Origin of the sequence: Mailhella massiliensis (genome assembly GCF_900155525.1) — a bacterium.
GTDB classification, from domain to species: domain Bacteria; phylum Desulfobacterota; class Desulfovibrionia; order Desulfovibrionales; family Desulfovibrionaceae; genus Mailhella; species Mailhella massiliensis.
On record NZ_LT706951.1, the window covers coordinates 147,278 to 171,475 of the forward strand.

Annotated in this window: 17 protein-coding genes and 1 pseudogene; all 18 read left to right on the forward strand. The window is 55.2% G+C overall.

The genetic code is table 11. The features are described from left to right. Positions 1-85: 85 nt before the first annotated feature. The 18 genes and pseudogenes from CZ345_RS06160 (at position 86) to CZ345_RS06230 (ending at position 23,995) form a co-directional block, all read left to right on the forward strand. On the forward strand, positions 86-6,601 hold the full coding sequence (locus tag CZ345_RS06160) for a VCBS domain-containing protein (RefSeq protein WP_077072309.1): 6,516 nt from the start codon (positions 86-88) through the stop codon (positions 6,599-6,601). A 356-nt stretch (positions 6,602-6,957) separates the two neighbouring features. Next, positions 6,958-8,325, forward strand: a complete 1,368-nt coding sequence (locus CZ345_RS06165) for a TolC family outer membrane protein (RefSeq protein ID WP_077072310.1) — start codon at positions 6,958-6,960, stop codon at positions 8,323-8,325. A gap of 424 nt (positions 8,326-8,749) precedes the next feature. Then, positions 8,750-9,154 (forward strand): annotated as a pseudogene (locus tag CZ345_RS17695) (hypothetical protein); the annotation flags it as partial. Between the two features lie 48 nt (positions 9,155-9,202). Continuing rightward, a complete protein-coding gene (locus tag CZ345_RS17385) occupies positions 9,203-9,847 on the forward strand; it encodes a glycosyltransferase family protein (RefSeq protein WP_239446629.1) in 645 nt (214 codons plus the stop codon). Positions 9,848-10,223: 376 nt separating this feature from the next. Then, on the forward strand, positions 10,224-11,411 hold the full coding sequence (locus CZ345_RS06175) for a tyrosine-type recombinase/integrase (RefSeq protein WP_083717178.1): 1,188 nt from the start codon (positions 10,224-10,226) through the stop codon (positions 11,409-11,411). Between the two features lie 123 nt (positions 11,412-11,534). Beyond that, positions 11,535-11,813, forward strand: a complete 279-nt coding sequence (locus CZ345_RS06180) for a type II toxin-antitoxin system RelE/ParE family toxin (RefSeq protein WP_077072313.1) — start codon at positions 11,535-11,537, stop codon at positions 11,811-11,813. Between the two features lie 11 nt (positions 11,814-11,824). Next, the gene (locus CZ345_RS06185) at positions 11,825-12,124 is read left to right on the forward strand and encodes a HigA family addiction module antitoxin (RefSeq protein WP_077072984.1); all 300 of its coding nucleotides are present in this window, start codon (positions 11,825-11,827) and stop codon (positions 12,122-12,124) included. A 105-nt stretch (positions 12,125-12,229) separates the two neighbouring features. Then, complete coding sequence (locus CZ345_RS06190; RefSeq protein ID WP_144277266.1) at positions 12,230-12,838, forward strand: hypothetical protein; 609 nt, start codon at positions 12,230-12,232, stop codon at positions 12,836-12,838. Between the two features lie 95 nt (positions 12,839-12,933). Beyond that, a complete protein-coding gene (locus CZ345_RS06195) occupies positions 12,934-13,134 on the forward strand; it encodes a helix-turn-helix transcriptional regulator (RefSeq protein ID WP_077072315.1) in 201 nt (66 codons plus the stop codon). Between the two features lie 438 nt (positions 13,135-13,572). Next, a complete protein-coding gene (locus CZ345_RS16555; RefSeq protein WP_144277267.1) occupies positions 13,573-13,872 on the forward strand; it encodes a hypothetical protein in 300 nt (99 codons plus the stop codon). Continuing rightward, positions 13,865-14,032 (forward strand): hypothetical protein, encoded by a 168-nt coding sequence (locus CZ345_RS16870; RefSeq protein WP_154674804.1) that lies wholly within the window; start codon positions 13,865-13,867, stop codon positions 14,030-14,032. Before CZ345_RS16555 ends, CZ345_RS16870 begins: the two co-directional genes overlap by 8 nt. Further along, on the forward strand, positions 14,032-16,383 hold the full coding sequence (locus tag CZ345_RS06200) for a DUF3987 domain-containing protein (protein WP_077072316.1): 2,352 nt from the start codon (positions 14,032-14,034) through the stop codon (positions 16,381-16,383). The genes CZ345_RS16870 and CZ345_RS06200 overlap by 1 nt, the downstream gene beginning before the upstream one ends. Positions 16,384-16,689: 306 nt before the next feature. Further along, the gene (locus CZ345_RS06205; protein WP_077072317.1) at positions 16,690-16,923 is read left to right on the forward strand and encodes a hypothetical protein; all 234 of its coding nucleotides are present in this window, start codon (positions 16,690-16,692) and stop codon (positions 16,921-16,923) included. Positions 16,924-17,089: 166 nt separating this feature from the next. Then, positions 17,090-17,545, forward strand: coding sequence for a hypothetical protein (locus CZ345_RS06210; protein ID WP_144277268.1), 456 nt, complete (start codon positions 17,090-17,092; stop codon positions 17,543-17,545). Then, positions 17,535-17,750, forward strand: a complete 216-nt coding sequence (locus CZ345_RS06215; protein WP_077072319.1) for a hypothetical protein — start codon at positions 17,535-17,537, stop codon at positions 17,748-17,750. The genes CZ345_RS06210 and CZ345_RS06215 overlap by 11 nt, the downstream gene beginning before the upstream one ends. A gap of 203 nt (positions 17,751-17,953) precedes the next feature. Further along, the gene (locus CZ345_RS06220; protein ID WP_077072320.1) at positions 17,954-18,934 is read left to right on the forward strand and encodes a hypothetical protein; all 981 of its coding nucleotides are present in this window, start codon (positions 17,954-17,956) and stop codon (positions 18,932-18,934) included. Positions 18,935-19,013: 79 nt separating this feature from the next. Beyond that, on the forward strand, positions 19,014-20,597 hold the full coding sequence (locus CZ345_RS06225) for a hypothetical protein (protein ID WP_144277269.1): 1,584 nt from the start codon (positions 19,014-19,016) through the stop codon (positions 20,595-20,597). Next, the gene (locus CZ345_RS06230) at positions 20,597-23,995 is read left to right on the forward strand and encodes a hypothetical protein (RefSeq protein WP_077072322.1); all 3,399 of its coding nucleotides are present in this window, start codon (positions 20,597-20,599) and stop codon (positions 23,993-23,995) included. Before CZ345_RS06225 ends, CZ345_RS06230 begins: the two co-directional genes overlap by 1 nt. Positions 23,996-24,198: the final 203 nt, after the last annotated feature.

A 24,198-nucleotide genomic window follows, 5' to 3' on the forward strand; every position in this document is an offset into this window, starting at 1 on the left:
ATGCCGATGTAGGGCTTTTGCGCGTTGATTATGTTTTCTTTTCATCTCCTTTTTTCACTTTTCCCGTTTTTTTCAGGAGATCATCATGGCCGACATACGCCTTGCCAAGCCTGCCGCCGGAACTTCCCAGAATATCGTCTGTGATCCGGATGCCCGCTTCATCTTCGATTTTTCCACCGGTGATGCCACGCTGTCCCGTTCCGGCGATCACCTTGTCTTCACCTTTGAAGACGGCAGTACTCTTCAGCTCGAGAATTTCTATACCGCCTATTCCAAGGAAAACATGCCCTCCTTTGAGGTGGACGGCGCAGAGATCGCGGGTGAGGATTTCTTCATGGCCATGAACGAGCCCGACCTCATGCCTGCCGCCGGTCCCGCCAGAGCGGACGGGCAGGGGAACGGCAACCGTTTTCATGACTATGTGAACGCCGACCTGCTGGACGGGCTGGATCGCCTGGGCGGGCTGGATATCGGCTGGCCCGGCGGTGACGTGAATCCCGATACGGACGGTGCGGCGGGCACGGGCGATATCAACTATCCGGTGTTCGTCACTCCCGGCGATCCTCAGGGCGGCGGAACCGGCGCCGTTGCCGATCGCGACATTCTTTCGGTGCAGGAAGCCGGTCTGCGCGGAGAACAGGGGGCTTCTGCTTCCGCCTCCGGCTATATGAGCATCAATGCTCCCGATGGTGTTGCTTCCATCGTCATCGACGGCGTCGTGGTGTTCAACGGTGCTCTTACCGGCGCAGTCGTTCCTACGGATGAAGGCTATCTGGAAGTGACGGGGTTCGATGCCTCCACCGGACGGCTGGACTATACCTATCATCTCACTCAGTCCACGCAGGAACACAGCAGCGAGGGCAACGATCAGATATCTCATGACCTTGTGGTCACGGTAACGGATACCGACGGTTCCACGGGTTCCGGCGTGGTGAGCGTGGTGATTACCGACGACGTTCCTTCCATCGAAAGCTTCTCGCATGAAGTGACGGAAGGGGAGGCCGGCGTTGCGGGCGACGCGCTTGAAGGCGCCGTGGCCGGTGCGGACGGCGCCGATTTTGCGTGGGATGCGAACCAGTCCGGCCGGTACGGCGAAATCACTCTGAATGCCGACGGTACCTACAGCTACAGACTCGACAACGACAATACGGTGGTGAAGGAACTGACGGACGGCGAAACGCTGACGGAAGAGTTCACCTACACCTATACGGACGCGGACGGCGATATTGCCACGGGTTCCGTAACCATCACCATCAACGGTGTGGACAACGGCATCGTCATCGAACCTACAAATCCTTCTGCGGGTTCGGATGAAGTGACGGTGTACGAATCCGGTCTTGCGGACGGTTCTCAGGCCGGTCAGCCCGAAGCGCCTACCTCTGCCTCCGGTTCGCTGACCATCAGCGCGCCTGACGGCGTGGTCTCCATCGTCATCGGCGGCGTGACCGTGTATGAAGACGGCGCGCTCACGGGCAGCACGGTTTCCACGGATGAAGGCGTTCTGAAGGTGACGGGCTTCGACACTGTCACGGGCGAGCTGAAGTTCAAGTATGAGCTTACGGGCAGCACCACGGAACACGGTGCTTCCGGCAAGGACGACATCTCCCACGACCTTACCGTGACGGTAACGGATATGGACGGGACTGAGGTCGACAGCACCATCACCGTGAAGGTTGTGGACGACGTGCCGACGGCCAGCGCAGACAATATTTCTTTTACGGAGTTCGTGGCACAGTCTGGAACAGCGGGCGGCAACGTACTGGACAACGATAAATTCGGTGCGGACGGCGCCGCCGAACAGGCGGTAACCTCCGTCAAGCACGGCAATACGGAAGGTACGGTCGGCAGCGCGCTGGAAGGTGCTTACGGCAAGCTGACGTTGAATGCGGACGGCAGCTACACCTATCAGCTGAATCCCGGTATGAACGTGCCGAAGGATACGACCTGGACGGAAGAGTTTACCTATACCATTACGGATGCGGACGGCGATACGTCGGAAACGACGCTGACCATCAATATTACGGGCGATGCAAACGTGCCTGTGGTGACGGTGAAGGACCCTGCCGCCGGTGAAGCCAACATCATGGTGGACGAAGGCTCGCTTACCGGCGGTTCTGGTCAGCATACGGAACACGGCGTTTCCGGCAGCGGATCGTTTACGGTGCAGCTGAACGGCGAAGACGGTGTGATTACCGTGGGCGGTGAAAGCGGCTGGAAGGTGACCGTTACCGGCGACAGCGCCGATGTGAGGGGCAGCGTGGTGACGGTGAACGGCGTTGCCGTGACGGTGACCGGAGCGACGTTGGGTATGGACGGCAAGTGGACGGTGAGCTATAACTACGCGTTCAGTGACGACCAGCAGCATACAACTCCCAGCACCGGTGACTACCATACGGACGAGCTGACGGGCGAGATTGCCATCAGCGTGACGGACGCCACGGGCGATAAAGCAAGTGGTACGCTCACGGTGGAAGTGCATGACGATGGTCCTGTGGCTAAGGCCGACAACGTCACGCTTACGGAAGTGCAGGCGCAGGCGGGCGGCAGCGGTGAAAACGTGCTCATGAACGACGTGTTCGGCGCGGACGCCCCCGCGGACAAGACGGTGACGTCCATCGAAGGCGGTACGCTGGGTCAGCCTGTGAAGGGCCAGCATGGCGAGCTGACGCTGAACGCGGACGGCACTTATACCTATAAGCTGGACTCCGGCGTGGACGTGCCGAAGGGCTCGACCGTTACGGAAACCTTTACCTATACCATCACGGATACGGACGGTGATACGTCGGAAGCGACGCTGACGATCACGATTTCTGGCGATACTCGTACGCCCGAGGTGACGGTGGCTACTCCTGAACCGGGTGAAGCCAACATCATGGTGGACGAAGGGGCGCTTGAGAGCGGTTCCGGCCAGCATACGGACCACGGCACTTTCGGCAGCGGATCGTTCACGGTGAATCTGAACGGTGAAGACGGCACGATTACGCTTGGGTATGAAGGTCAGAGCATCGTCCTGTCGGTCGAGGAAGGCAAGCCCTTCACTGCGACAGAACTGTCGACGATTACGGTGAACGGCGTCGAAGTGAAGGTGACCGGAGCGACGCAGACTGAGCCCGGAGGCAGCTGGACGGTGAACTACAGTTACGCCCTCCAGGGAAATCAGCCGCACGAGGATGCCGACAGCAGCAATTATTATGAGGACGCACTGCAGGGTACGATCACGGTGGACGTTGAGGACGCCACGGGCGACAGAGCCGTTCAGGGTACGATCACCGTGGAAGTGCACGACGACGGTCCTGTCATCACCGCAACAAATCCCGAGCCCACCCATGCGGCGGATACTGCGACCGGTGCTGTTTCCGGCGAGTTCACCGTCAACTATGGTGCGGACGGCAGCGAGAGTACGACATTCAGCTATACGGATGGACATGGAAACTCGTATACCTTGAGTCTGAAAAACACGATAATTACTTCTGGTGAAGGTTTGCCGGAGGATGTTTCTGTTGACGGGGTGACGCCGACGGAGGAGCGCGGAAAGCCGCAGACAACGGAGGGAAACGAGTACGATGGTGGCTTCCTTATGGTCTGCCGTGATGTTACAACAACGACGGAAGTGACCAGGACTTATATCACTGACGATGGATATGTCATCACGGAAACGTATGTCGAGACGATTGTCCAGCAACAGGAACGGTTTGTGTGGGATGTCTCTTGGAGTGCAAGTGGAGAGCCTCAGGTCTCCGAGTCCGAGCCAGTCTACACTTGGACTCATACAGAGACGCTGACCGAGCCCACCTACGTTTATCAGGGAGACGGTTACACGGTAACGGTCGTACAGGGAGAGACGGACACTTCCGGCAACACTCAGTATGAATACAAGGTGGAATATGACTCCACCACGGTGGGCGAGGGCTTTACAGGCACGCTGAACGTATCTGTCTCGGACGGCGATTTGGATACGGCGGTGGAGAATATCATCATTGAGGTGACGAACGACGCCCCCGATGCTGCGGATGATACATATACCATCTATAAGGAAGTGGAAGGCTCCAGCACGGTTTCTGCTTCTGCCAGTGCTATGCTTCCCGGCAGTATGATTACTGTGGGCGGTGAGTCCGATCTTACGGATGAAGATGTTCACTGGAAAGATGGCGTGCCAGAAGAAGGGATTGCCACGATTACTGATGGAAAAGGTAAAGATATTTTTGGTGAAGTCTTCATTGACCTTGGCGGCAATAATCTGACTATAGATCAGCTTGCTGATGCCTCGCATATCTACGTGTTCGATGGCAACGGAGATTTGGATGCGGCTGCGAAGTACGCTGCTGACAACAACTTGTTGCTTTACATCAAGGGAGATCTCGATACCTCAAAACTGGATGGACCGCTTAATTGTGTAACCATCGTGACCGGCAATCTGATTGCATCCAGCGACACTACTATTAACAGCTTCCTTTATGTACATGGGGATGCCATAGTTGGTAGCAGTGCGGATGGGATTGATTTGATAGTTAATGGTGGGCTGGCCATTGAAGGCGATCTGGAGAAAATCGGCAATAACGATATTACCGTTGAGGTAGATCATACGGCGGACATCTTTACGCCGGACAATGTCATCATTTCTGAAAAACTGGAATCTACGGAAAACCCCGAGGCCAGTCTGACTATCACCTTTGACCAGTTGTTGGAAAACGACAAAGATGATGACAGTGCATCCTTGCACGAAGATGGATTGGAGATTACTTCCATCACAATTGGAGATAAAACCTACACTGCGGGAGACGACTGCTCAGGTATAGATTATTCCGGTACAACGAAAATCTCCATCGACTGGGAAACGGGAACCATTAAAATAACCAATTCCGGCAGTAACAGCGAATCCATCAGATTCAACTATACTATTGAGGATTATCATGGTGCTGAGAATACGGCTTCGGTAACGGTCAATGTTTCGGCCAGTACTAGTGCCGGGTCAGAAGGGGACGATCTGATTCAGGGATCGACTTCTACAATGACTGAAGGTTATGTTAATAATATTGTTCTTGCGCTTGATACATCGGGAAGTATGTCTTCAAGTGACATAAGAAATGCAAAAGAGGCTCTTTGCGGTTTTTTGGAAAGCCTTCTCGAACAATCGCAAAAGACAAATTCTACGGTTAATATTTTATTTATTGACTTTGATAGTCAAGCTCGTGCAAAAAAGCCAATGGAATTAACAGAAGAAAATATCGCTGTCTTGAAAAGTCAGATTAATGATAACCGGGTACGAAGTGGAGGAAGTACAAACTATACGGATACATTTAATGAGGCATATACATGGCTTTCACAGCAAGGAAGCGGAAATTCTATCAAAAATCAGGTGTATTTTATTACGGATGGAGAGCCTAACGTATCTACAGGAAGGGAGCAAACAGATGCTTTTAATCGACTTGACGGTATTTCCGATATTCATGCCGTAGGTATCGGATCCGACTCAAATTTGGAACAGACTTTGAAAACGTATGATTCCGACAAGCAACCCATTATGGTGGATGATGCTTCAGATTTGTATCAGGCCCTGGAAAGTATTACCTCCAATGAGCCCGCTGCTGATAATATTTTCGCTAATGCGGGAAATGATGTGTTGTTTGGTGATGCGGCCATGATGCAGTTGGATGGGAAAGAAGTGTCACTTGCTGCCTATGTGAGTGCTAAGCTTGGCTTTACTCCCAGCACTGCCGATGTGATGGAATATGTGCAAGAGCATGCCCGGGAGATTCAGGCTCAGCTTGTTGTGAACAGGGATATGGAAGCTCCCGATCAGCCCGACGCTTTGCTCGGCGGTACGGGAAATGATGTTCTGTTCGGACAGGGCGGCGATGACCTGCTCATAGGTGACGGCTCCAACAGCAGAAGCGACTCTGATACAGTTGATATTCTTTCCGATATGTTGGGTATTCAATCTGTCGAGACACAAGATATTGTGGATGCCTTTGCGGCGCAAGTGAATGCCGGAAATCTGCAAGAATGGAGTAGCCGCCTGGAGTCACTGGAAAATGCTAATCTTACCGAATCGGATCAGTCCGGTGTGGACGGGAATGATATGCTTTTCGGTGGAGGTGGCGATGATGTGCTGCTTGGTCTTGATGGTGACGACTATTTTGATGGAGGTGAAGGTCGAGATATAGTCTTTGCGGGCTCCGGCAACGACATCATCGTGTACGATAAGAACGACTACCTGGTGGATGGTGGTTCCGGCATAGACATCATGGTGCATGACGGTGATCTGACTATGGATTCCCTCCTCAGCGGCAAAGGTACGGCGGAGACCGGCCCCATTGTCCATGGTGTGGAAGTGCTCATCACCGGAAAGGATGCGCTCAGTCTGACCAGCATGGATCAGCTGGCCCGGGATTACGGCGTCACGATCAATGCTGCGGACAACACGCTGACTCTGGATCCGACCAAGTGGAAGCAGAACAGCGAAACCGGAACCTTCGACTATATCGGCCAGAACGATGTCGATCTTACACTGGAAACGAATCTTCCGTCCGCTACTTCTACGACGGCGGATGCCGATGCACAGACGCAGGTCTTCATTCTCAACAACTCCAACGGTGGCTAACCGGTAGCAGCGGGGGCCGGCAACGTACTTTGCGGGGCCGGTCCCCCTCCTTGTCTTTATATATCAAAGGGAGTATGTTCTTTTATCATGTTGAAGTTTATCATTATGGCCTATGGGAACATTTTGCCGTAGAACTCTGTTTCAGAGAGGTGGGAGGGTAATATAATATATTGATATAGCTTGCTTTTGAATTTATTGTTTTCAATAAGGTGTTGCAAGGGGCGGCTCGATTCCGGCTGCTGCCTGCAGAAATTGTGTAAAAACATGATGAAAATTACCGGTCGGGAAGTCCGAATTTTCCCGGATGGTCAGGGTTCATTTTTTCTTTTACGCAACATGAAACATCGGGTTATTATATGAAAAGTCTTCCTTCTCTGTTTGTTATGGGCTGCCTCGGAGCGCTGCTTTGTGCTTCGCCGGTATATGCTGCGGACAGCGACGCTATTCCCCTGAAGGAATCCATCGAGTCCATGCTGAGAACCAACAACTCCCTCAAGGCCATTCAGGAAAACCGCAGTGCCGCCGGCCATGAGGTGGATCGCGCCAGGGCCGGATACGGACCGAGGGTGGATCTTACCGCCCGCGGCGGCTTCGGCAAGCTCAGCGACAGCACGACCCGGTCCTACGGGTATAACGATGTTGCCCCGTATTCTTCCGCTTCGCTGCTGGTTACTCAGCCTTTGTGGGACGGCTGGCTTACCAGGGGCCGCGTACGCGAGGCTGAGGCCACCTACCGTTCTCTCGATCACCGCGTGCTGGATAACGCCAATTCTCTTGCGCTCGATGCCATCATTGCTCATGTGGATGTGCTGCGGCGTCAGCAGATTTACAAGCTTGCCCAGGAAAATGTGGCGAGCCATGAGGATATTCTTGCCAAGGCCCGGGAACGTGAGGCTCAGGGGGTGGATACCATGGCCGACGTTTCGCAGGCGCAGAGCCGTCTTTCCCGCGCACGCTCCACGCTTACCGAGGCGCAGGCTTCCCTGCGCATAGGCGAAGACACCTATACCCGCCTTACCGGGCACTCCGCCATGAACCTCGGCCCCGTGAACATGCCCGGCAAGATGTTCAAGGATGCGGAGGAAGTGCTCAAGGCCGCCCGCAAGGGCAATCCCAAGGTTGCCGCGTATCTGGAAGACGTGAAGGCCGCAACGGCCGTTCGGGAACAGGTGCGTTCCGCCTACAGCCCTACGCTCAGCCTTGAGGCCGGGCCTTCGTATTCCGACCGCGACGGCAAGAGCGAACTGTGGACCGCGGAAGTGGGCGTGGCCGCCGTGGTACGCTGGAACCTGTTCAACAGCGGCGCGGACGTGGCGGAAAGCAAGGCCGCCGCGGCCCGTATCCGCCAGAGCCGTCAGGTGCTTTATGATTACATGGACGATCTCAAGCTCAACGTGGAGGAAAGCTGGACGCAGTTCCTTTCCGCGCAGAAGCAGCTTGAGCATTACCGCGAAGCCATAGAATACAACAAGACTACGCGCAGCGCCTACGAAGAGCAGTTCGTGCTCGGTCAGCGCAGTCTGCTCGACGTGCTGGACGCGGAAAACGAACTGTTCAACTCTTCCACGGAAGCGGCTACGGCGCTCGGCAACACTCTCATTGCAGCCTACCGCATGAAGGCCCTTGCGGGAGACCTTCTGCCCGACCTTGGAGTCAATACCGACATGCTTAAGGTGACGCCTCACGACAGCGAGCCGCTCGACAGCATTACCATGCCGGAATAAGGCATGGGCAGGGTCGGGAGAATGTTCTTCCGGCCCTTTTTTAATTTTTCGGTTAAACAAACCGACTCCGGTAGGAAACGTCGTTTTAGCTTCCGCGAAAGAGTGTTGTTCTGCCAGAGTTGAAGGAAAGCCGGATGGCCTTGCCAGGATTCCGGCAGGCGATTTGTGTGTCAGGCATGGCTTATTTTATGTGGAACTTTCCGCTCCATAACGCCGGCGGTGTACGCCACAACAGAGAATACTTCTCGTAACCATTTGTTTAACATATATATTTTCGCAAGTCATATCTGCAAAAACTGCGGATTGACAATGCATGTAAATATGCTGCGAGGTGTTGATGCGCTTTCTGTTCTGCAATGATAATTATCCGGGAAGATTCGGCAGCATGCCTTCACGCCTGGCCTCCGATCCTGCAAACAAGGTCATGTTTCTTTCCTTTCGTCCACGACAGGGAGAAACTTCGAAAGGGGTTATTCATGCCCGGCTGAATCTCAACCGGGATCGCGGGCGTATGGTTCAGAGCAGGGATGTCTTTCTTGCCGAATGGGAAAAGATGTTTCATCTGGGCAAGCAGGCCTTGCAGACCTTTATTCATATACGAGATTCCGGCTTCATTCCCGATGTCATACTGGTTTCGTTTTTTGATGGCCCGGCCCTTTTTCTCCGTCATGCTTTTCCTGATGCCTTTATCGTTTCCTATTTCAATGGATTCCGGGGAAAAAAGGACAGTCCCGAGGATATCCTGAAATTTCAGGCCGTGATGGATCTGCAGCGTTCTCTGGCGGCTCAGAGCGATCTTTATTTCGTGCGTTCGGAAGCGCAGAAAAGCTGTTTTCCCAGCCTGCTTCAGCCCATCATTCATGTCTGGCCCGTTTATGTGGATACGGAGTTTTTTTCTCCCCGCCCGCGCGAGCTGTCGTATTTTTTTCCTTCTCTTCACTTTGAGGGAGAAAAAGAACTCGTTACCATACACATGAAAGGGGGGGGCGGCAGCTCCAGACAGGTGACGCAGGTAATTCTGGGCCTGCTGATTCATCGTCCTGGCTGTCTGGTGGCGCTTACCTTTGGTAAAGGGGCGGCAAAAACTCAATGGGAGGGAATATGCTCCGCGCTTCCGGCGGAACTGAGGGAGCGGCTTTTCCTGGCGGAAGGGCTTGATAGTATTGCCTATCACAAGCTCCTGTGTTCTACGACCATCCATATGTTTCCAGAGCCTATCCATCCCCCCTTGCAGGAAATGCTGGAATCCATGAGCTGCGAAACCCTGCTTATGATGCCCCTGGAGGCAAAAGAGAGCGGGTTGCTCAGAGATGGAGAAAATATGATTTCCATGCCCGAAGGCGATGGAGAAGCACAGCTGAAAAAAATCTGCCATGTGCTCGATCATGCAAAGGATTTTGAGATCGTGAGAAGAAACGCCCGCCGAACGATAGAGAAAAATCATTCCGAATCCGTCGTTTTTGACAGGCATATCGATATTCTCATGAATGCCTATGCCGCCCATCATGAAGAACATGATTGAAAGGGAAAGACGCTTCTTCGGCCGCTCCATACGGGGCGGCTTTTTTATATGCATTGGTGGAAGAATGCTCCGGCAGCATGTGTGCCTGCATGCCACCGGGATACAAAATGCTCGAGCTGAAAAAAAGACTGCCGCAAACGCGGCAGCCTCTGAAATTTATGGTGTCCCCGGCGTGAGTCGAACACGCGGCCTACTGCTTAGGAGGCCCAAGATTGCCTTTTCTACCGAGTTCTATATACTACCTATAAGTTTCTAATAACACGAAAAAATCAATATTTTCAACCTATAGCAATTTCTTCCGTTTTCTACCGTTTTTTGCCTACCCTGTGATACATGGTGTGATACGCGTGTGATACGGTTCAGGGGTGAAATTTCCATGAGCAACGAAAAGGAGTCTGGTAAGGGCAGAGTTTATATGCCGACGAAGTATCCCGGCGTCATCTTCCGAACCGTTCAAGGAAGAGCAGGGGGGAAAAGCCAGGATTCGATATTTTATATCAAGTACAGGACGCCGGACAGAAAGCAACACTTTGAGCCTGTAGGACGTTCCAGTGAGGGGATGACCGCGGCCAAGGCCAACATGATACGGGCAGCACGAATGGAAGGCCGGGAGCTGGGAAATATTGCTGCACGAGAGAAAGTTAAGAGAGACAAACGCCTCGGTGTGGAACGGCTTACTTTCCGAGGGCTATGGAACATTTATGATTCCGAAAATGAGCGGCGTACGCGCAAAAATGATATAAGCCTTCTCCGATATCTGGATTCTATTCTGGACAAGAACCCGGCCGAGCTTACCTCGCGAACCATGACGAGGTTGAAGCTGGAACTTTTGGCGCGTAAACGTGAACGGCCCAGAGCTGGGGCGGCCGAAACGCTGAGTCCTCAAACTGTGGCCCATGCTTTGGGACTTGTTCGCCGTGTTCTGTACTACGCCAAGAGACAGGGCCTTTATCGATGGCCGGAAGCTCTCTCTTTTGAGATGCCGGAGTTCGATAACACCGTAACGGAACACATGGAAGCCGCTCAGCTTGCGGCCTATTGGCACGCTTTGGATGCAGACCCGGACAGGGTGGGCGTTGCCTATTTGAAAATCATCCTTCTCACGGGAATCAGAAAGAGCGCTGCGCTGGCCCTACGCTGGGACGATATAGACCTTGAACATGGGGTGATGCTGCTCCGGGCGGAAACAGCGAAGAAAGAACGTGTGAGCCGTGTTCCGCTTAATTCTCAGGTAGTGGAAGTGATAAGGAGCCTGCCCAGAGGAGATAGCGAATATCTTTTTCCCGGAGAGAACGGCGGGCATAGGGAATCATTCAGGCATACGGCGGAGAGGGTAAAGAAGGCCGCCGGGCTTCCTGTGGACTTCCGCCCCATACATGGGTTGAGGCATGAGTTTGCCACGCGCATAGCTTCAACGGGCAAGGTGGACGCGCTCAGGCTCCAAAGTTTGCTTACCCATGAATCACCGGCCATGACTCAGCGATATGTGGCCTACTTTGATGAAGCTCTCAGGGAGACTGCTGAGCTGGGTACGGTGGACGTGCCCTATAGAAAAAGCGATTAAGCAGGCTGCGACAATCGCGACAAGTGCGACATTTCAGCAATGCCACTTACTCCTAAATTACCTGCAATCCCTGAAATGAATAAACGTATTGACTAGTGTAACCTTATCGGTTACATTTGAGACATGATAAAAACATTCGCTCATAAAGGCTTGGAACTCTTTTTCCGGACAGGGAACACAAAGGGGATTCAGGCCAAACACGCCCGTCGGCTGGGGATGATTCTCGATATGCTCGACAGTGCGGCGGAAGCTCAGGATATGAACTTTCCCGGTTCTCGCCTGCACATGCTGAAAGGGAATCTTGCGGGGTTGTGGTCGGTGACGGTGTCCGGGAACTGGCGCATAACCTACCGCTTTGAAAACGGCGATGCCTATATCGTGGACTACCAGGACTATCACTGATGGAGAAATATATGGAACGTACAAGAAAGCCGTCCATGCCGGGCGAAGTGCTGAAGGAAATGTATCTGGAACCGCTGGACGTGACGATTACCGACTTTGCCGAACGCATAGGGGTATCCCGCAAGACGGTGTCCGCCCTTGTCAACGGGCGCGCTCCAGTCACGGTGGACATGGCGCTGCGTCTGTCCATGGCCCTGAACACCACGCCGGATTTGTGGCTGAACCTTCAGCGGGCCGTGGACCTCTGGAACGCACGGCAGGAGAAGGGAAGCTGGATGCAGATTCAGCCGCTTGTCGTGCAGCCTGCGTAATATCTTTCCCCGGCTAGGTGTGGACTAGCTACCCACGCTGAAAAGCGGAACCCTTACCGCCTGCCGGGGATACATAAGGGAAATGCCTGAAAAGGGAGGGCAAATATGGCTGTAAGAATATATCAGGGGTCAGATGGAAATTTTTATGTTGATAGACCTCCTCAAATTCTTGGAAGGCCAAAGAATTCTTTTTATACTGGCGAAGAAGTAATGGATTTTTTTCAAATCGGACCAAGAATATTTAGTGAATATTTAAATAAATATAATGATATTATAATGCCTGTGTTTACGGAAGGTAATAATATTGTTACTGCAAAGTATGATTGGATCGAAGTGAGAGATCTTGATTTAAAAATAAGAGAAGAGAAAGAAAGGAATAAAACCGAACAGATTGATTTAGATGTGAAAACTTTACTTTCGCGTATCTCTGACCTAGAGGCTGAAAACGCCAAACTTAGGGCCGAGATGGAGGAATTGAAAAAAACTACCCAGTCGGATGGAGTGGTAGAAAAGAGTTTAGGCTCAAGAGAGCGTAAGACTCTTTTAAAAATAATGCGAGCCTGCCTTGATGAGCGCAAACAGCCTATAGAGCGTGGGCTTGCAGGAAAACTTGCGAGAAGAATAGAAGACCTTTATGGCGATGAAGGCCCGAATGAAGATACTATAAAAATAAAGCTCAATGAAATGGAAAACATACCGATATATAAATCCTAATTAGGATTTCATTTTTCCTAATCAGGGCCTCAGATTAGAAAACAAGCTAGCCTCCGTAGCAATTGATAGAAAATCAAACTACGGAGGCTTATTGCATGGAACGTCTTCTCACCGAAGCTGAAGCTGGGAAGATTCTCGGCTGGTCCACCGCTACCTTGCAAAATCGCCGCTGGAAAAGGCAGCCGCCGCGTTTCATCAGAATAGGCAGGAGCATTCGTTATCGGTCGGAAGACCTGCAGGCATTCCTTGCCGACCACGTCGTCGAGCCCAGGGCTTGCGCGGAGGCGTCCAGATGAGGATTTCGCCGCTTTTCGGAAAGCTGAAGCCTGTTTGTGAGCAATGTCAGTGGTTCAGGGCCGTCCTGTTGGAGTCCGGCCGCACGCGTCGATTCTGCGAGCTCAAGGGGGAGAAACTGCGCCCCTATAGCGAGGTCTGCGCCTCGTTCGAGGAGGCCGTGGATGAGTAATTCCTTGACTTCGGACCGCGCGTGGGGCACAGTGAAGACCCCAAACTTCGTGAGGCGTCACAAGCGCCTTTCCTGTCTCCCGAGGACGGGAAAAAGTCTTGTCGTATATTCTGCCTATCATGCCGCCGGTGTATCCATCGGCAGGCTTGCACATGTTGGCGAGAAACTACGTCCGGGATTCCGCGAGGGCCCGGCGGCTTCACGAAGGCCGGGGAGCGTAGTTTCTCGCCTCTTTTTGTTTAAACTCCCAAACTTCGTGAGGTCCATCATGTCTGATTCTTCTGTGAATCGCCGAGTTTCTCCCCGTTCTCTCCCCTCCAGTCTTACCCATTTCAGCCGCTCGGATGCCTTGGAAAGTGCTCGTTCGTTGGCGCGGTTCCTGCAAGATGCAACCGAAGCAATGGCGCTCTCGGATGCGCTGAACAAGCGGACCGCGTACGGACTGTTTCAGTGCTTCGAACTTCTGAATGACAAGTTAGACATTGCGTCCGGAGCGTACCAATTCCCCCTCGCTGGCAAGTTTGATGACCCGGAGCTGTGTCATAGCGCGGAGGAAGACAATGTTTAACGCTTTCCGTTTTTCCGAGGACAAACTGCTCAGGCTGGGGACGTGCCTTGTGGGGCTGACGGTTCTTTTCACCGTGGCCGTACTGGCTTTCTGCAACGGGCAAGATGAAGAGCTTGCCGCCCACGGCGTGAACCTCCAGCAGATGGTGGAGGTGCGCTGATGACGGATAACAAACTTCTGACTCAGGCTCTGGATTATATCATGCGCGGCTGGCACGTTTTTCCATGCCGAGAACAAACGGTTCTTGATGAAGATGGCCAGGAACGTTTCAAGGCGAAGGCTCCTTATATCGGTTCCGGCTTCAAGGAAGCCACGACAGGTGAGGCTGCTGTCCGCGAGTGGTGGAGACGCTGGCCCAATGCGCTTATAGGCGTATCGACTGGCCCCAGTGGATTGCTGGTGATCGATTTGGATAGCAAGAATGGCGTGGACGGCACGGCCAGTTTCGCGGAAGTGTGCGCCGCCCATGGCGGCATTCCCAAGACGTTTACGGTGAGGACGCAGTCCGGCGGGCTTCACTACTATTTCAAGCGTCCTGCGGGCGTATCCGTGCCGAGCAAGAACGGCTGGCTTCCCGGCGTCGATGTGCGGGCAGATACAGGCTACATTATCGCGCCGCCTTCTAAAATTGTGGGCGGCGGTACTTACGCTGTGGAAGAACTGCGAGCGGTGGAAGACGCGCCTCAGTGGCTTGTGGAGGCTCTGAACACCTCGGATTGGACGGACAGACCAAGAGGCGAAAAACGTTCTTTCTGTGGAGTGTCCACGCCTTATGCTCTGGCCGCGTTCCAGCGTGAACTGGCCGCCGTTGAAACGGCCCCGGAGGGGGAGAGAAACGCAACTCTGAACGTTTGCGCTCTGCGTCTTTGGGAGTTTGTAGCCGGTGGTGAGCTTCGGGAGGATGACGTACAGGCCGGGCTTGAACGAGCTGCCGAGAAGTGCGGACTCTCCCAGAGTGAGACACTCAAAACCATCGCCAGCGCAAAACGCAAGGGCATGGAACATCCTCGAAACACGCCGAACAAAAACGCGGCTTCTGTTGTGAGCGAAGACGAGCCGCCCCTGCCGTTGCGTCGTCCGCCGAAGGAACAGGCGCCATATCCTACGGAGTGTTTCCTCGATTTCGAGCAGGCCCTTGTGGACGTGTCCAGCGGGTTGAACGTGCCTGTCTCCATGGCTGGAAATTCCATGCTGGGGGTTCTCGACCTGCTCACTCAGCCCATTGCCAATGTGCGGACGAGGCGTTTTTCAGCCACGCCGTTGTCGCTCTATCTGATGAGCGTCGCCGAGAGCGGGGATGGTAAGAGTGAAACTGAAAACGTATTCATGAAGCCCATTGAACGCCATGAAAGGGAACAAAAAGAGGCGTACGACAGGGCGTACAAGGACTATCTTGCCGAGCGCGCCGCCTATGAACGGGAACTCGACCGACTGAAAAGAAAGAAGCAGTCCCGTGAAGTCTATCGGGAAGAGCTTAAAGAGCTCATGAAAGAGGAGCCGAAGGCCCCGCTTGCTCCCATTTTTACCATAGGGGACACGAATATCGAAGGGCTTTACCGATTCCTTGCCGAGGGCAAGCCGCACGTCGGACTGTTTACGGACGAAGGTGCAAGGCTTTTTGGCGGCACGGCGTTTTCTCAGGACAACGCGCAAAAGACCGTAGGCGCGCTGACCGCCGTATGGTCCGGTAAGGCGTTGGACAAGATGCGCTATGGCGACGGAACAACAAAGCTCTTTGACAGGCGGGTTTGCTCTAACATAATGATGCAGCCAATTATTGCGGAAAAGCTGTTTTCCGATTCGCTGTTGTCCGGGCAGGGATATTTGTGCCGTCAACTCATTACCTGGCCGGCGCCGATGATGAAAAGCTCTTCGCAGGTGAGCGTGGAAAACCTGCAATCTCTGAAAGTCTATTATGATGCCTGCGAGCGTCTGCTTGCCGTTCCTCTGAAACGGGATTCGGAGACCGGGGGCATTATTTTTGATGAGCTCATCTTATCCGATGAAGCCCACGCGGAATACGACCGCTTCTTCGACCACATCGAGGCGGCAAGGCAGCCGGAAGGCGAGTATGCGCCGGTGAACGGATACGCCAAGAGAGCCGCCGAACAGGCTCTGCGAATAGCTGGCGTTCTGACGCTGGCCCACGCCCCTGCCTGTCGCGTGGTTGACCTGGAACATATGGTTGCCGGCATCAATCTGGCGGATTGGTATCTCGACGAGATTTTGAGGATTACGTTGGACGATATGGCCAGTCCGGAGATTTTGCGAGCGGAGAAGCTGCTCCAGTGGTATGTGACACGCGGTATCAAAACAACCTCTCTTCGCCAGGTGCTGCGTTATGGTCCAAGCTCCCTGCGAGAGAAGAAGGAAGTGGAAGCCGCTATCAGTACGCTTCTTGACCATGGCTGGCTTGTCGTTATCCCCGGTGGCGCTGAGGTCTGGGAGGGCGCCGATAGTCCCCGCAAGGTGCGCAAGGCATGGAGAGTTCGGATAGAGTATGCCATTTAAGCCTAGTGTGAATTTGCGTGATTTACGCGCTAAGAGGGCTGCGACAACAGCGACAAGTGCGACAAAAACTCCCGCAGACGTTTCCCCGGAAGTGTTTGCGGGAGGGCCGCCCATGCTCGCACCGGACGTTCCGGACTGGGAGAGGTTCTGCGGACACTATCCGCATTGCGATGAGGTGAACTGCCCTCATTATGAACCGGAGAAGGATTGCTGGTGTTGGCTTTGGGAAGCCTGCTACCCCGGCGAGGTGCGGTGGTATTCTTGGGATGAAGCCATGCAACATGTACAGAACTTAGAGGAGAAGTTATGCTTGAAAAGTTAGAAGTTACGTTTGGGGAATATGAAGAGACGCGCTTGGTAAACGGTAAGGAATTACAAGTTGCCTATATGGACGAATTTCAGGTCATGGATGCGTTGTTGCTGTCTGCCGACAAAATTCTGAAAGAAGGATGGGATAGTGGGGCGGTTGAGCTGCTTCTGAACGCACGGGAATGTATCAAGTCGTTAAGGAATCTTATTATATTGAGGCTTGACGAGTGAAGGCCATACAGGAGGCCGCAGGAGACCATATAACGACATAACTTTTATTTTTCACAGTTTGCAAAGGGGCTGTTCCGTAAAATCGGAGCGGCTCCTTTTTTATTTTATGCCGCAGGTTTTTACCATGGTACCAAATAACTAAAGAAGAAATGGTGGAGAAATGGAGATGACTACCAGTAAGAGTTCGCCGGATATGGCGAAGAGAGACAGCCGGGGGCGTTTTGTAAAGGGCAGTATCGGCAACCCGAAGGGGCGGCCCGTCGGTGCAACGTGTCGGGCGCTCAGAATTGCGCGTGATGCTGCGGAAAAGGTGGCTCTGCCCATGCTGATACAGGCGGCGGAAGTGGGCGACCTGGAAGCCTGCAAGACGCTGATTGCCTATGGACTGCCGCGGCAGAAGCCGGTCGAGGTGCCGGAGCCTGTCAATATTCCTGACGGGAGCGCCGGGGAACAGGCCCGCGCCGTACTCGGCGAAGTGGCGGAGGGGCGTTTGTCCATTGAGGCAGGGGCAAGGCTTCTGGACGCCCTGAAGGCCAGAACGCAAATCGAGATGACGACGGACTTTGAAAACAGACTTGCCGCTCTGGAAGCGGCGTATGGAGGAAAAACGAATGGCCGGTGACATGGAAAAACGGCTTGCCCGACTGGAGCGTGAGAAACGCGGATTGCAGGGGTTCACCTGCTGTTGGAAGCCGGATGCAACGGTGCAGGGGGCCCGCCTCGGGGAAGAAGTCATGGAACGACTTTCCGGTGAGACGGCAGAGGATTTTGTGAAAAGAGTGTTCGATACCTGGGACTCCGCCGGTGGTTTCATCGAGTGGATATAGGAGAATGAAGATTATGAAGGGACGTTGGGAAAAGTCTTGCTATGCCTGCTGTCGCATGGCGGCTCGTATGGCGGCAGGGAAAAACATGACACGGGAACAGTTCGAGCAGGGCGTTGCCGCATTTATGCCTGTGGGTTGGATGTGTGAGCCGCGACTTGTTGAAAGCGCATGGCGTGCGGTGCAGGAAGAAAAGGAGGCCAGGCATGGCTAGAGTGTATAACGAATTTGCTCCGGCGGCTGATGTTGCCATGGCGAATAGTGAGGCCGTGGAAAGAAGGATTGCAGAGACCGCGGAGCCTGCCGTTCCTGCGAGGCCGAAGACGGAGCTTGAAAAGAGCCAGGACGCCTATCGGATACAGATTGCGGAAGTCCGTTGCGGGGAGGAATCGCGCTGTCTGGCGGCGTATGAGAGGCTTTCCGCATTGTCGCGTGACCTCATGCTTGCCGAGGCGGAAGAGGCCGTCAAGGTCGCTGAGCAGATAGGAGGACAGCCGGAAACGATTCCCCACCTGCCGGAGTTTGTGGCCGAGTGCGGATACTTGGACGTTGCGGAGATACGCAAGGTGGATGTTCGCAAGGCGGCCGCTGCTCTGGAACGAGTGCTTGCCGTGGAGACAAGGCTTTCCGAACTCATGGAGGCATTGCACAAGCGCAGGGCAGAAGCCGAGGCACAGACGGTCGAGAATACCGGAATCAAAGAGCAGATTGCGGAACTGGAACGGCGCAGGCTGGACGCTGCGCTCCATGGCCTTGAGCACGTGGAACTTGATGCACAGATTCTCGCCCTTTACCAGCAGGAGGACGGAAACAAACGCCTGGGGCGTTTTGCTGCCGGTGAACTGGCCGCCATTGAAGAAAAGACGCAGACCATAAGTTCCGCCTTGGAAGCTGTGACCAGTCTGAAAACCAAAGTCAGGCAAGTCAAGATTGTTTTCGACGCCTGTGTCGCCGCCGTGTCTTTCAATACGGCTGCCGAAGCGCTGGCCCATGCTGCGCGCGAATTTGAGGCGGTGAAGGCCGAAGCTGAAAAGCTGCGGGGAGTTGTCCGTCTGCCGGAAACTACGCTGAAGAAATACAAGCTGATGATTCCCGTATTGCGGTATCGCTGGTCTGTCTCTGACGGTAACGGCGGTCTCCAGCGCGTGAGCGTACGGGACGGGCTTCTTTTCTGTGACTGGATGTAAGGCGTTCTGATTTCCTCCATATGGGGAGGCCCGGATTCTTGCTCCCTGCCGGGCTTCCCCACAACGTTACGAGACGAATATGATACGAGTTCGTACCTACGATACACAACCCAAAGAGATAAAGGTTCCCGGTGTTCAACCGGGCAGCGCCTTCCCTGTGGTGCGTGACGTTTCCAATACCGAAGGTCGGAAAACGTTAGAGGTGATGCTGGATGCCGGAACGAAACTGACCGGCATTGCCGCCAAGGAATACGTCAAAGATGAGACGGCCCGCGTGTCGTCTGCGCTCTTGGACTTTCAGGGGCAGCTTGCCGCCGAGAAGGCCCGGTATATGCAGAAGAACAAGGGGAAGGATGCTCTCAATGCCGGGGAAGACTTCGGCGGTTTTGCCCGCGAGACCATGAGCCGCGTCAAGGCCGAACACGGTTTTTCCGGGCGCTTTGACGAGATGTTTACGGAACAGGCTGCCGGCACTGCACTCAACTTCACCGAGCAGGGCATGAGCTATGCCCGGCAGCAGAGAGACGCGTTCAATCAGTCCGTCCGGGAAAGCGAAATATCGGCCTACATGAACGATGTGGCGGAAAACTACAACAATCCCGATTGGCTTCAATATAATTCCGCTTTGTTCGACAAGCGGATGGAAGACCTGAACCCCGGCATGGATAACCGGGCGCTGTTGGGGGAAGTCCATCAGAAGGCCGCGGTGAGCATCGTGAACACCTATCTCGGCAAAGGTGACCTTGCCGGGGCGAGACAGGCGGCAGAGCAGTACGGCGACTATCTGGGGGCGCAGAAGAACGCCATGCTGGGCAAGATACGCGACGAGTCCATATCGCAGATGCGCCTTGCCATGAGCATGGACGAGTACAATCACCGCATTGCCGAACGCAACCGGAAAGCGCAGGCCGATGAGGCCGAGAAGAGTCTTACCGACCTCTATATGAGCGGCGGCCTTTCCGTTTCCGATGTGAGGAACGCGCGTTCCGTACTTTCGCCGGACGATTATCGGGCATGGACGGAGCGTGCGGTCAGGGGCTGGGAACCGGCATCGAGAGATGAGCCTTCCGTGTTCGTCAGCCTGACGGACAAGGCGCTCCGCGGGGAAGATGTGACGCAGGAGGCGAAACAGGCATATCTCGACGGAAAAATAACTCAATCCACATTTATCAACCTGACCACGAGAGAGCGGGACGCCGAGACGGACGAGCTTTCCGCCTACATTTCCAACGCCCTGAAGCCGTCTCCGTTGAATCCGGAAACGGGCCGAGCCGAGAGCTACGCGAACGCCATGGATGAATGGAATCAATGGCTGAGGCGTCACAAGGACGCAGGGTATCAGGAGAAGCGCGACATGGCGCAGTCCATTGCCCGCCGGTACAGCTTTATGGACAGGGGCAGTATGAGCCTGACCATGCCCATGCCACGTTTCTTTGAAGGCGCGCGTGGGGACATGAACATGACCACGCTCAAAGAGGCGGCCGTGAGGACGGAAGCGGCCTATGCCGCCGGGCGTCTGTCCGAGGAAGAATATGACGAGCAGTGCCAGATTATAGAGAACCTTCGGCAGACGCTTGCCCGGCTGGGGCAGAATGGAACGGAGAAGACAGAGCGGGACAGGCCGGGACAGGCACGGAAGTCTTTTAATTACGGGGTGGAATAATGAGTCAGATTGCCATGAACAGTGATGACCTGGGTTCCGATATTGTGCTGGGGAACAAAGAGCTTGCCCGGCAGCAGGCAAGAGCGAACATGCAGGCATGGCTAGCCCGGGAACAGGCCCCGGAGCAGTCCGTTACCGCAGATAATGCGGAAGGAGGGGCGCCCACGCCCGCAGAGAAAGAGGGCTGGACGTGGGGAGACGTTGCCAAAGATGCAGGGCTCGGTCTGGTGGAAGCTCCCAACGCGATTATTGCGGGCGGCATTGATGCGGTCAACGAGGCCATGAAGGCACTTGCGCAGGGCGGCAACTGGCTTCGGGAACACGGCATAGGGCCGGACGGCTATCTGGAGTTCTTCGGACCGGACGGCATTGTGTCGTGGAAGGAAGGGAAACTTCCCGAAGACAAGAACGAGCTTCCCAACATGGAACGCCCGGACACGGTGACAGGCGGAGCCATACGGGACATTTCCCGCTGGATGACGGACTTTGCCCTTGCCGGAAAGCTGAAGCCCTTGCAGGCGCTGGGAGAGGCTGGAAAGGCCGGTCGTGCTGCGGCAGCCATGACGCGCGGAGCCATTGCCGACTTTCTGGGAGACGATGCGGCGGGGAATCTGTCTGCGCTGGTGGAACAGTATCCGGACTTGCAGAACCCGGTCACGGAGTTTCTGGCGGCAAGGCCGGGAGATACCGGTCTCGACACGCGTATGAAGAACGCCCTTGAAGGCGTGGGCCTCGGTGCGGCTGCCGATATGCTGATGCACGGAATGAAGGCGCTTCGCGGGCTGAGCAATGCACGCAGGTCCGGCATGAGTGAAACGTCCATTCAGCAGGCGGCCAGACAGTACAGGGAGCAGGCGCGGGCAGCTGAAGAGCAGTATCGAACCTACACAAAGACCATGGGCGGAAATCCGGACGGGCCTCTGTTCTCCGGTGAGGCCGACAAGATGAAGGCGGCGGAAGCTGAGGTTGACGCGGCACTGCATCCCACCACGCCGGGAATCGCAAGCGAAGAGGCCGGGGACCAGACCTATATCAACTGGGCGCGTATCAACACGCCGGATGACGTGAAGGCCGTCATGCAGGGCATGGCCGACAAGTTCAAGGGCAGTATCGACGATGCCCGCCGCGGCGTGATGACGTTCAGGGAAATAGGCGATGCCGCGCAGGCGGAAGACGCGTGGAGCCTGCTCATGGAGCGCAGGAAGGGCGAACCTCTGAACGCCGAGCAGAGCCTTGCCGCGCGCAACCTGTGGACGGCGAGCACGGAAAAGATGGTGGAACTTGCGCGGGCGGTGCAGGCCGACCCTTCGGAAGTCAATATGTTTGCCCTGCGCAGGCAGATGACCATTCAGGCCGCCATTCAGAAAGAAGTCATTGCCGCCAGAACGGAGACAGCCCGCGCCCTTGCCTCATGGCGCATACTCTCTCAGGGGGGAGTTATGGACCCCCGAGCACTGTCTCAGCTCCTTGTTACCGAAGGCGGCGGTGATGCCGTGACAAAGAAGATGGCCGAGAGAATCACGGAGCTGGCTGCCGCCGGAGACCTTCAGGGACTGACGAAGTTTGCGGAAAAAGGCATGACGGCCCGCACGCTGGACGCGGTGCAGGAGGCATGGATAAACGGCCTTCTGTCCAATCCCATCACGCACATGGCCAACACGGTTTCCAACTTCCTCACGTTGGGGCAACAGGTGGTGGAGCGCCGGGCCGCGGAAAGCATGGGCGGCGAAGTGGCGGCAGGAGAAGCCCTTGCCATGCTGCACGGTATCACCGCCGGATGGAGGGACGCCTTCCGGTACGCGTGGAAGACGGCGAAGACGGGAGAGTCCGGTTTCGGTATCGGCAAAATAGAGATACCCAGACAGCGCGCCATTTCTTCGGAGAACTTTCAGCTTTCGCAGAATACGCTTCTCGGTCGTGCCGGAGGTGCTTTGCTCAACATGACCGGCAGCATCGTCAATTCTCCGGGCCGCGCTCTTGAGACAGCCGACGAGTTTTTCAAAACGCTTGGCTACCGCATGGAGCTTCACGCGCTGGCCCACCGGCAGGCGCTGGACGAGCTGGCAAGCGGCCGCATAAGCGGCGAGCAGGTCAAGGTCCGCTATGCCGAGATACTGGAGAATCCTCCGGCGGACTTTCAGCTTTCCTCCCGGCAGTTCGCGGAAATGGCCACTTTCACCAACGACCCCGGCAAGTTTGCCAGGTATCTGAGTTCCGGAGCAGGGCAGTTCCGTCTCATGCGCTTCATCACGCCCTTTATCCGTACGCCCGCCAACATTATGACGTACAGCTTTGAAAGGACGCCTCTTGCGCCTCTGGTGGGGCGCTGGCGTGCCGATATCGCCGCAGGGGGAGCAAGGCGTGAACAGGCGCTGGCCCGCATGGCCGTGGGCACCTTTACCCTGTTGTCCATGACCGACCTTGCCATGTCCGGGCTGATTACCGGGGCAGGGCCGTCCGACAGAGGACAGCTTGCCACGCTCCGGCGCATGGGCTGGCAGCCGTACAGCGTGAAGGTGGGGGACAAGTGGTACTCCTACCGGAGAACTGACCCGGCCGGCGCGCTCATGGGCTACGCCGCCGACCTCGGAGAATACCTTGCCAATGTGGGAGACGATACGGAAGACGGCAGCCTTGAAAAACTGATTGCCGTGGGCTGCGCGTCCTTTGCTTCCACCATGCTGTCCAAGACGTACATGCAGGGACCGTCTGACCTTTTTGAAGTGATGTCCGACCCGAAGCGGTACGCACCGCAGTGGTTCCGCAGGCAGGCCGCAAGCGTAGTGCCTGCCGGTGTGGCCAATGCGGCACGGGCGGTTGACCCCGTTCAACGCGAGGCGCAGGGTATGCTCGATGCCATGCGGGCACGAGTTCCCGCCCTGTCCAAAGACCTGCCGCCGGTGCGCGACCTCTGGGGCCGTCCTGTTTCTTATCGGTCCCCGGAAGGGTGGGCTTATGATGCTCTTTCTCCGGTGGCCGTGAGCCAGTACAACCCGGAACCCATCGATAAGGAAATCATGCGTCTCGGCGTCAACGTGAACAAACCGTCCAGAAACGTGACGTTCAACACGGTGAGCATAGACCTTTCCCGGTATCCGGGCGCGTATTCCCGCTATGTGGAACTGGCCGGCAACGGAGCCGTGGACGCGGCCTATGGGCTTGGAGCCATGGATTTTCTGAACAAAGTGGTCTCCGGCGAGCATCCCATGAGTCAGATTTACCGACTGTACGGCGACGGGGAGGACGGCGGCAAGGCCGACTTCATCAAAGACACACTGAGAAGGTACCGGGAACTTGCCAAACAGCAGCTTCTCCGGGAGTTCCCTCAGATAGCTGTTGACGTGGACGAGAAACGCCGGTCTGCCAGGAACAACAAGTTTATCGGGATCAATCAGTAACGCACGGCCCCGGCCTTCCATGGCTGGGGCTTTTGAGGTGTCCGTGCTCCATGTCAAAACTTGCCGGTACTGTGGCCGAACCTTTGAAACGCGGCAGCCTGTGCGTCTGTACTGCTCCACGCCTTGCCGACGGAAGTATCAGGACAGAAGGCGGCGGGAGGAGCGGGCTGAGGCGGCTGAACTTCGGCAGGTGGAAACAAAGC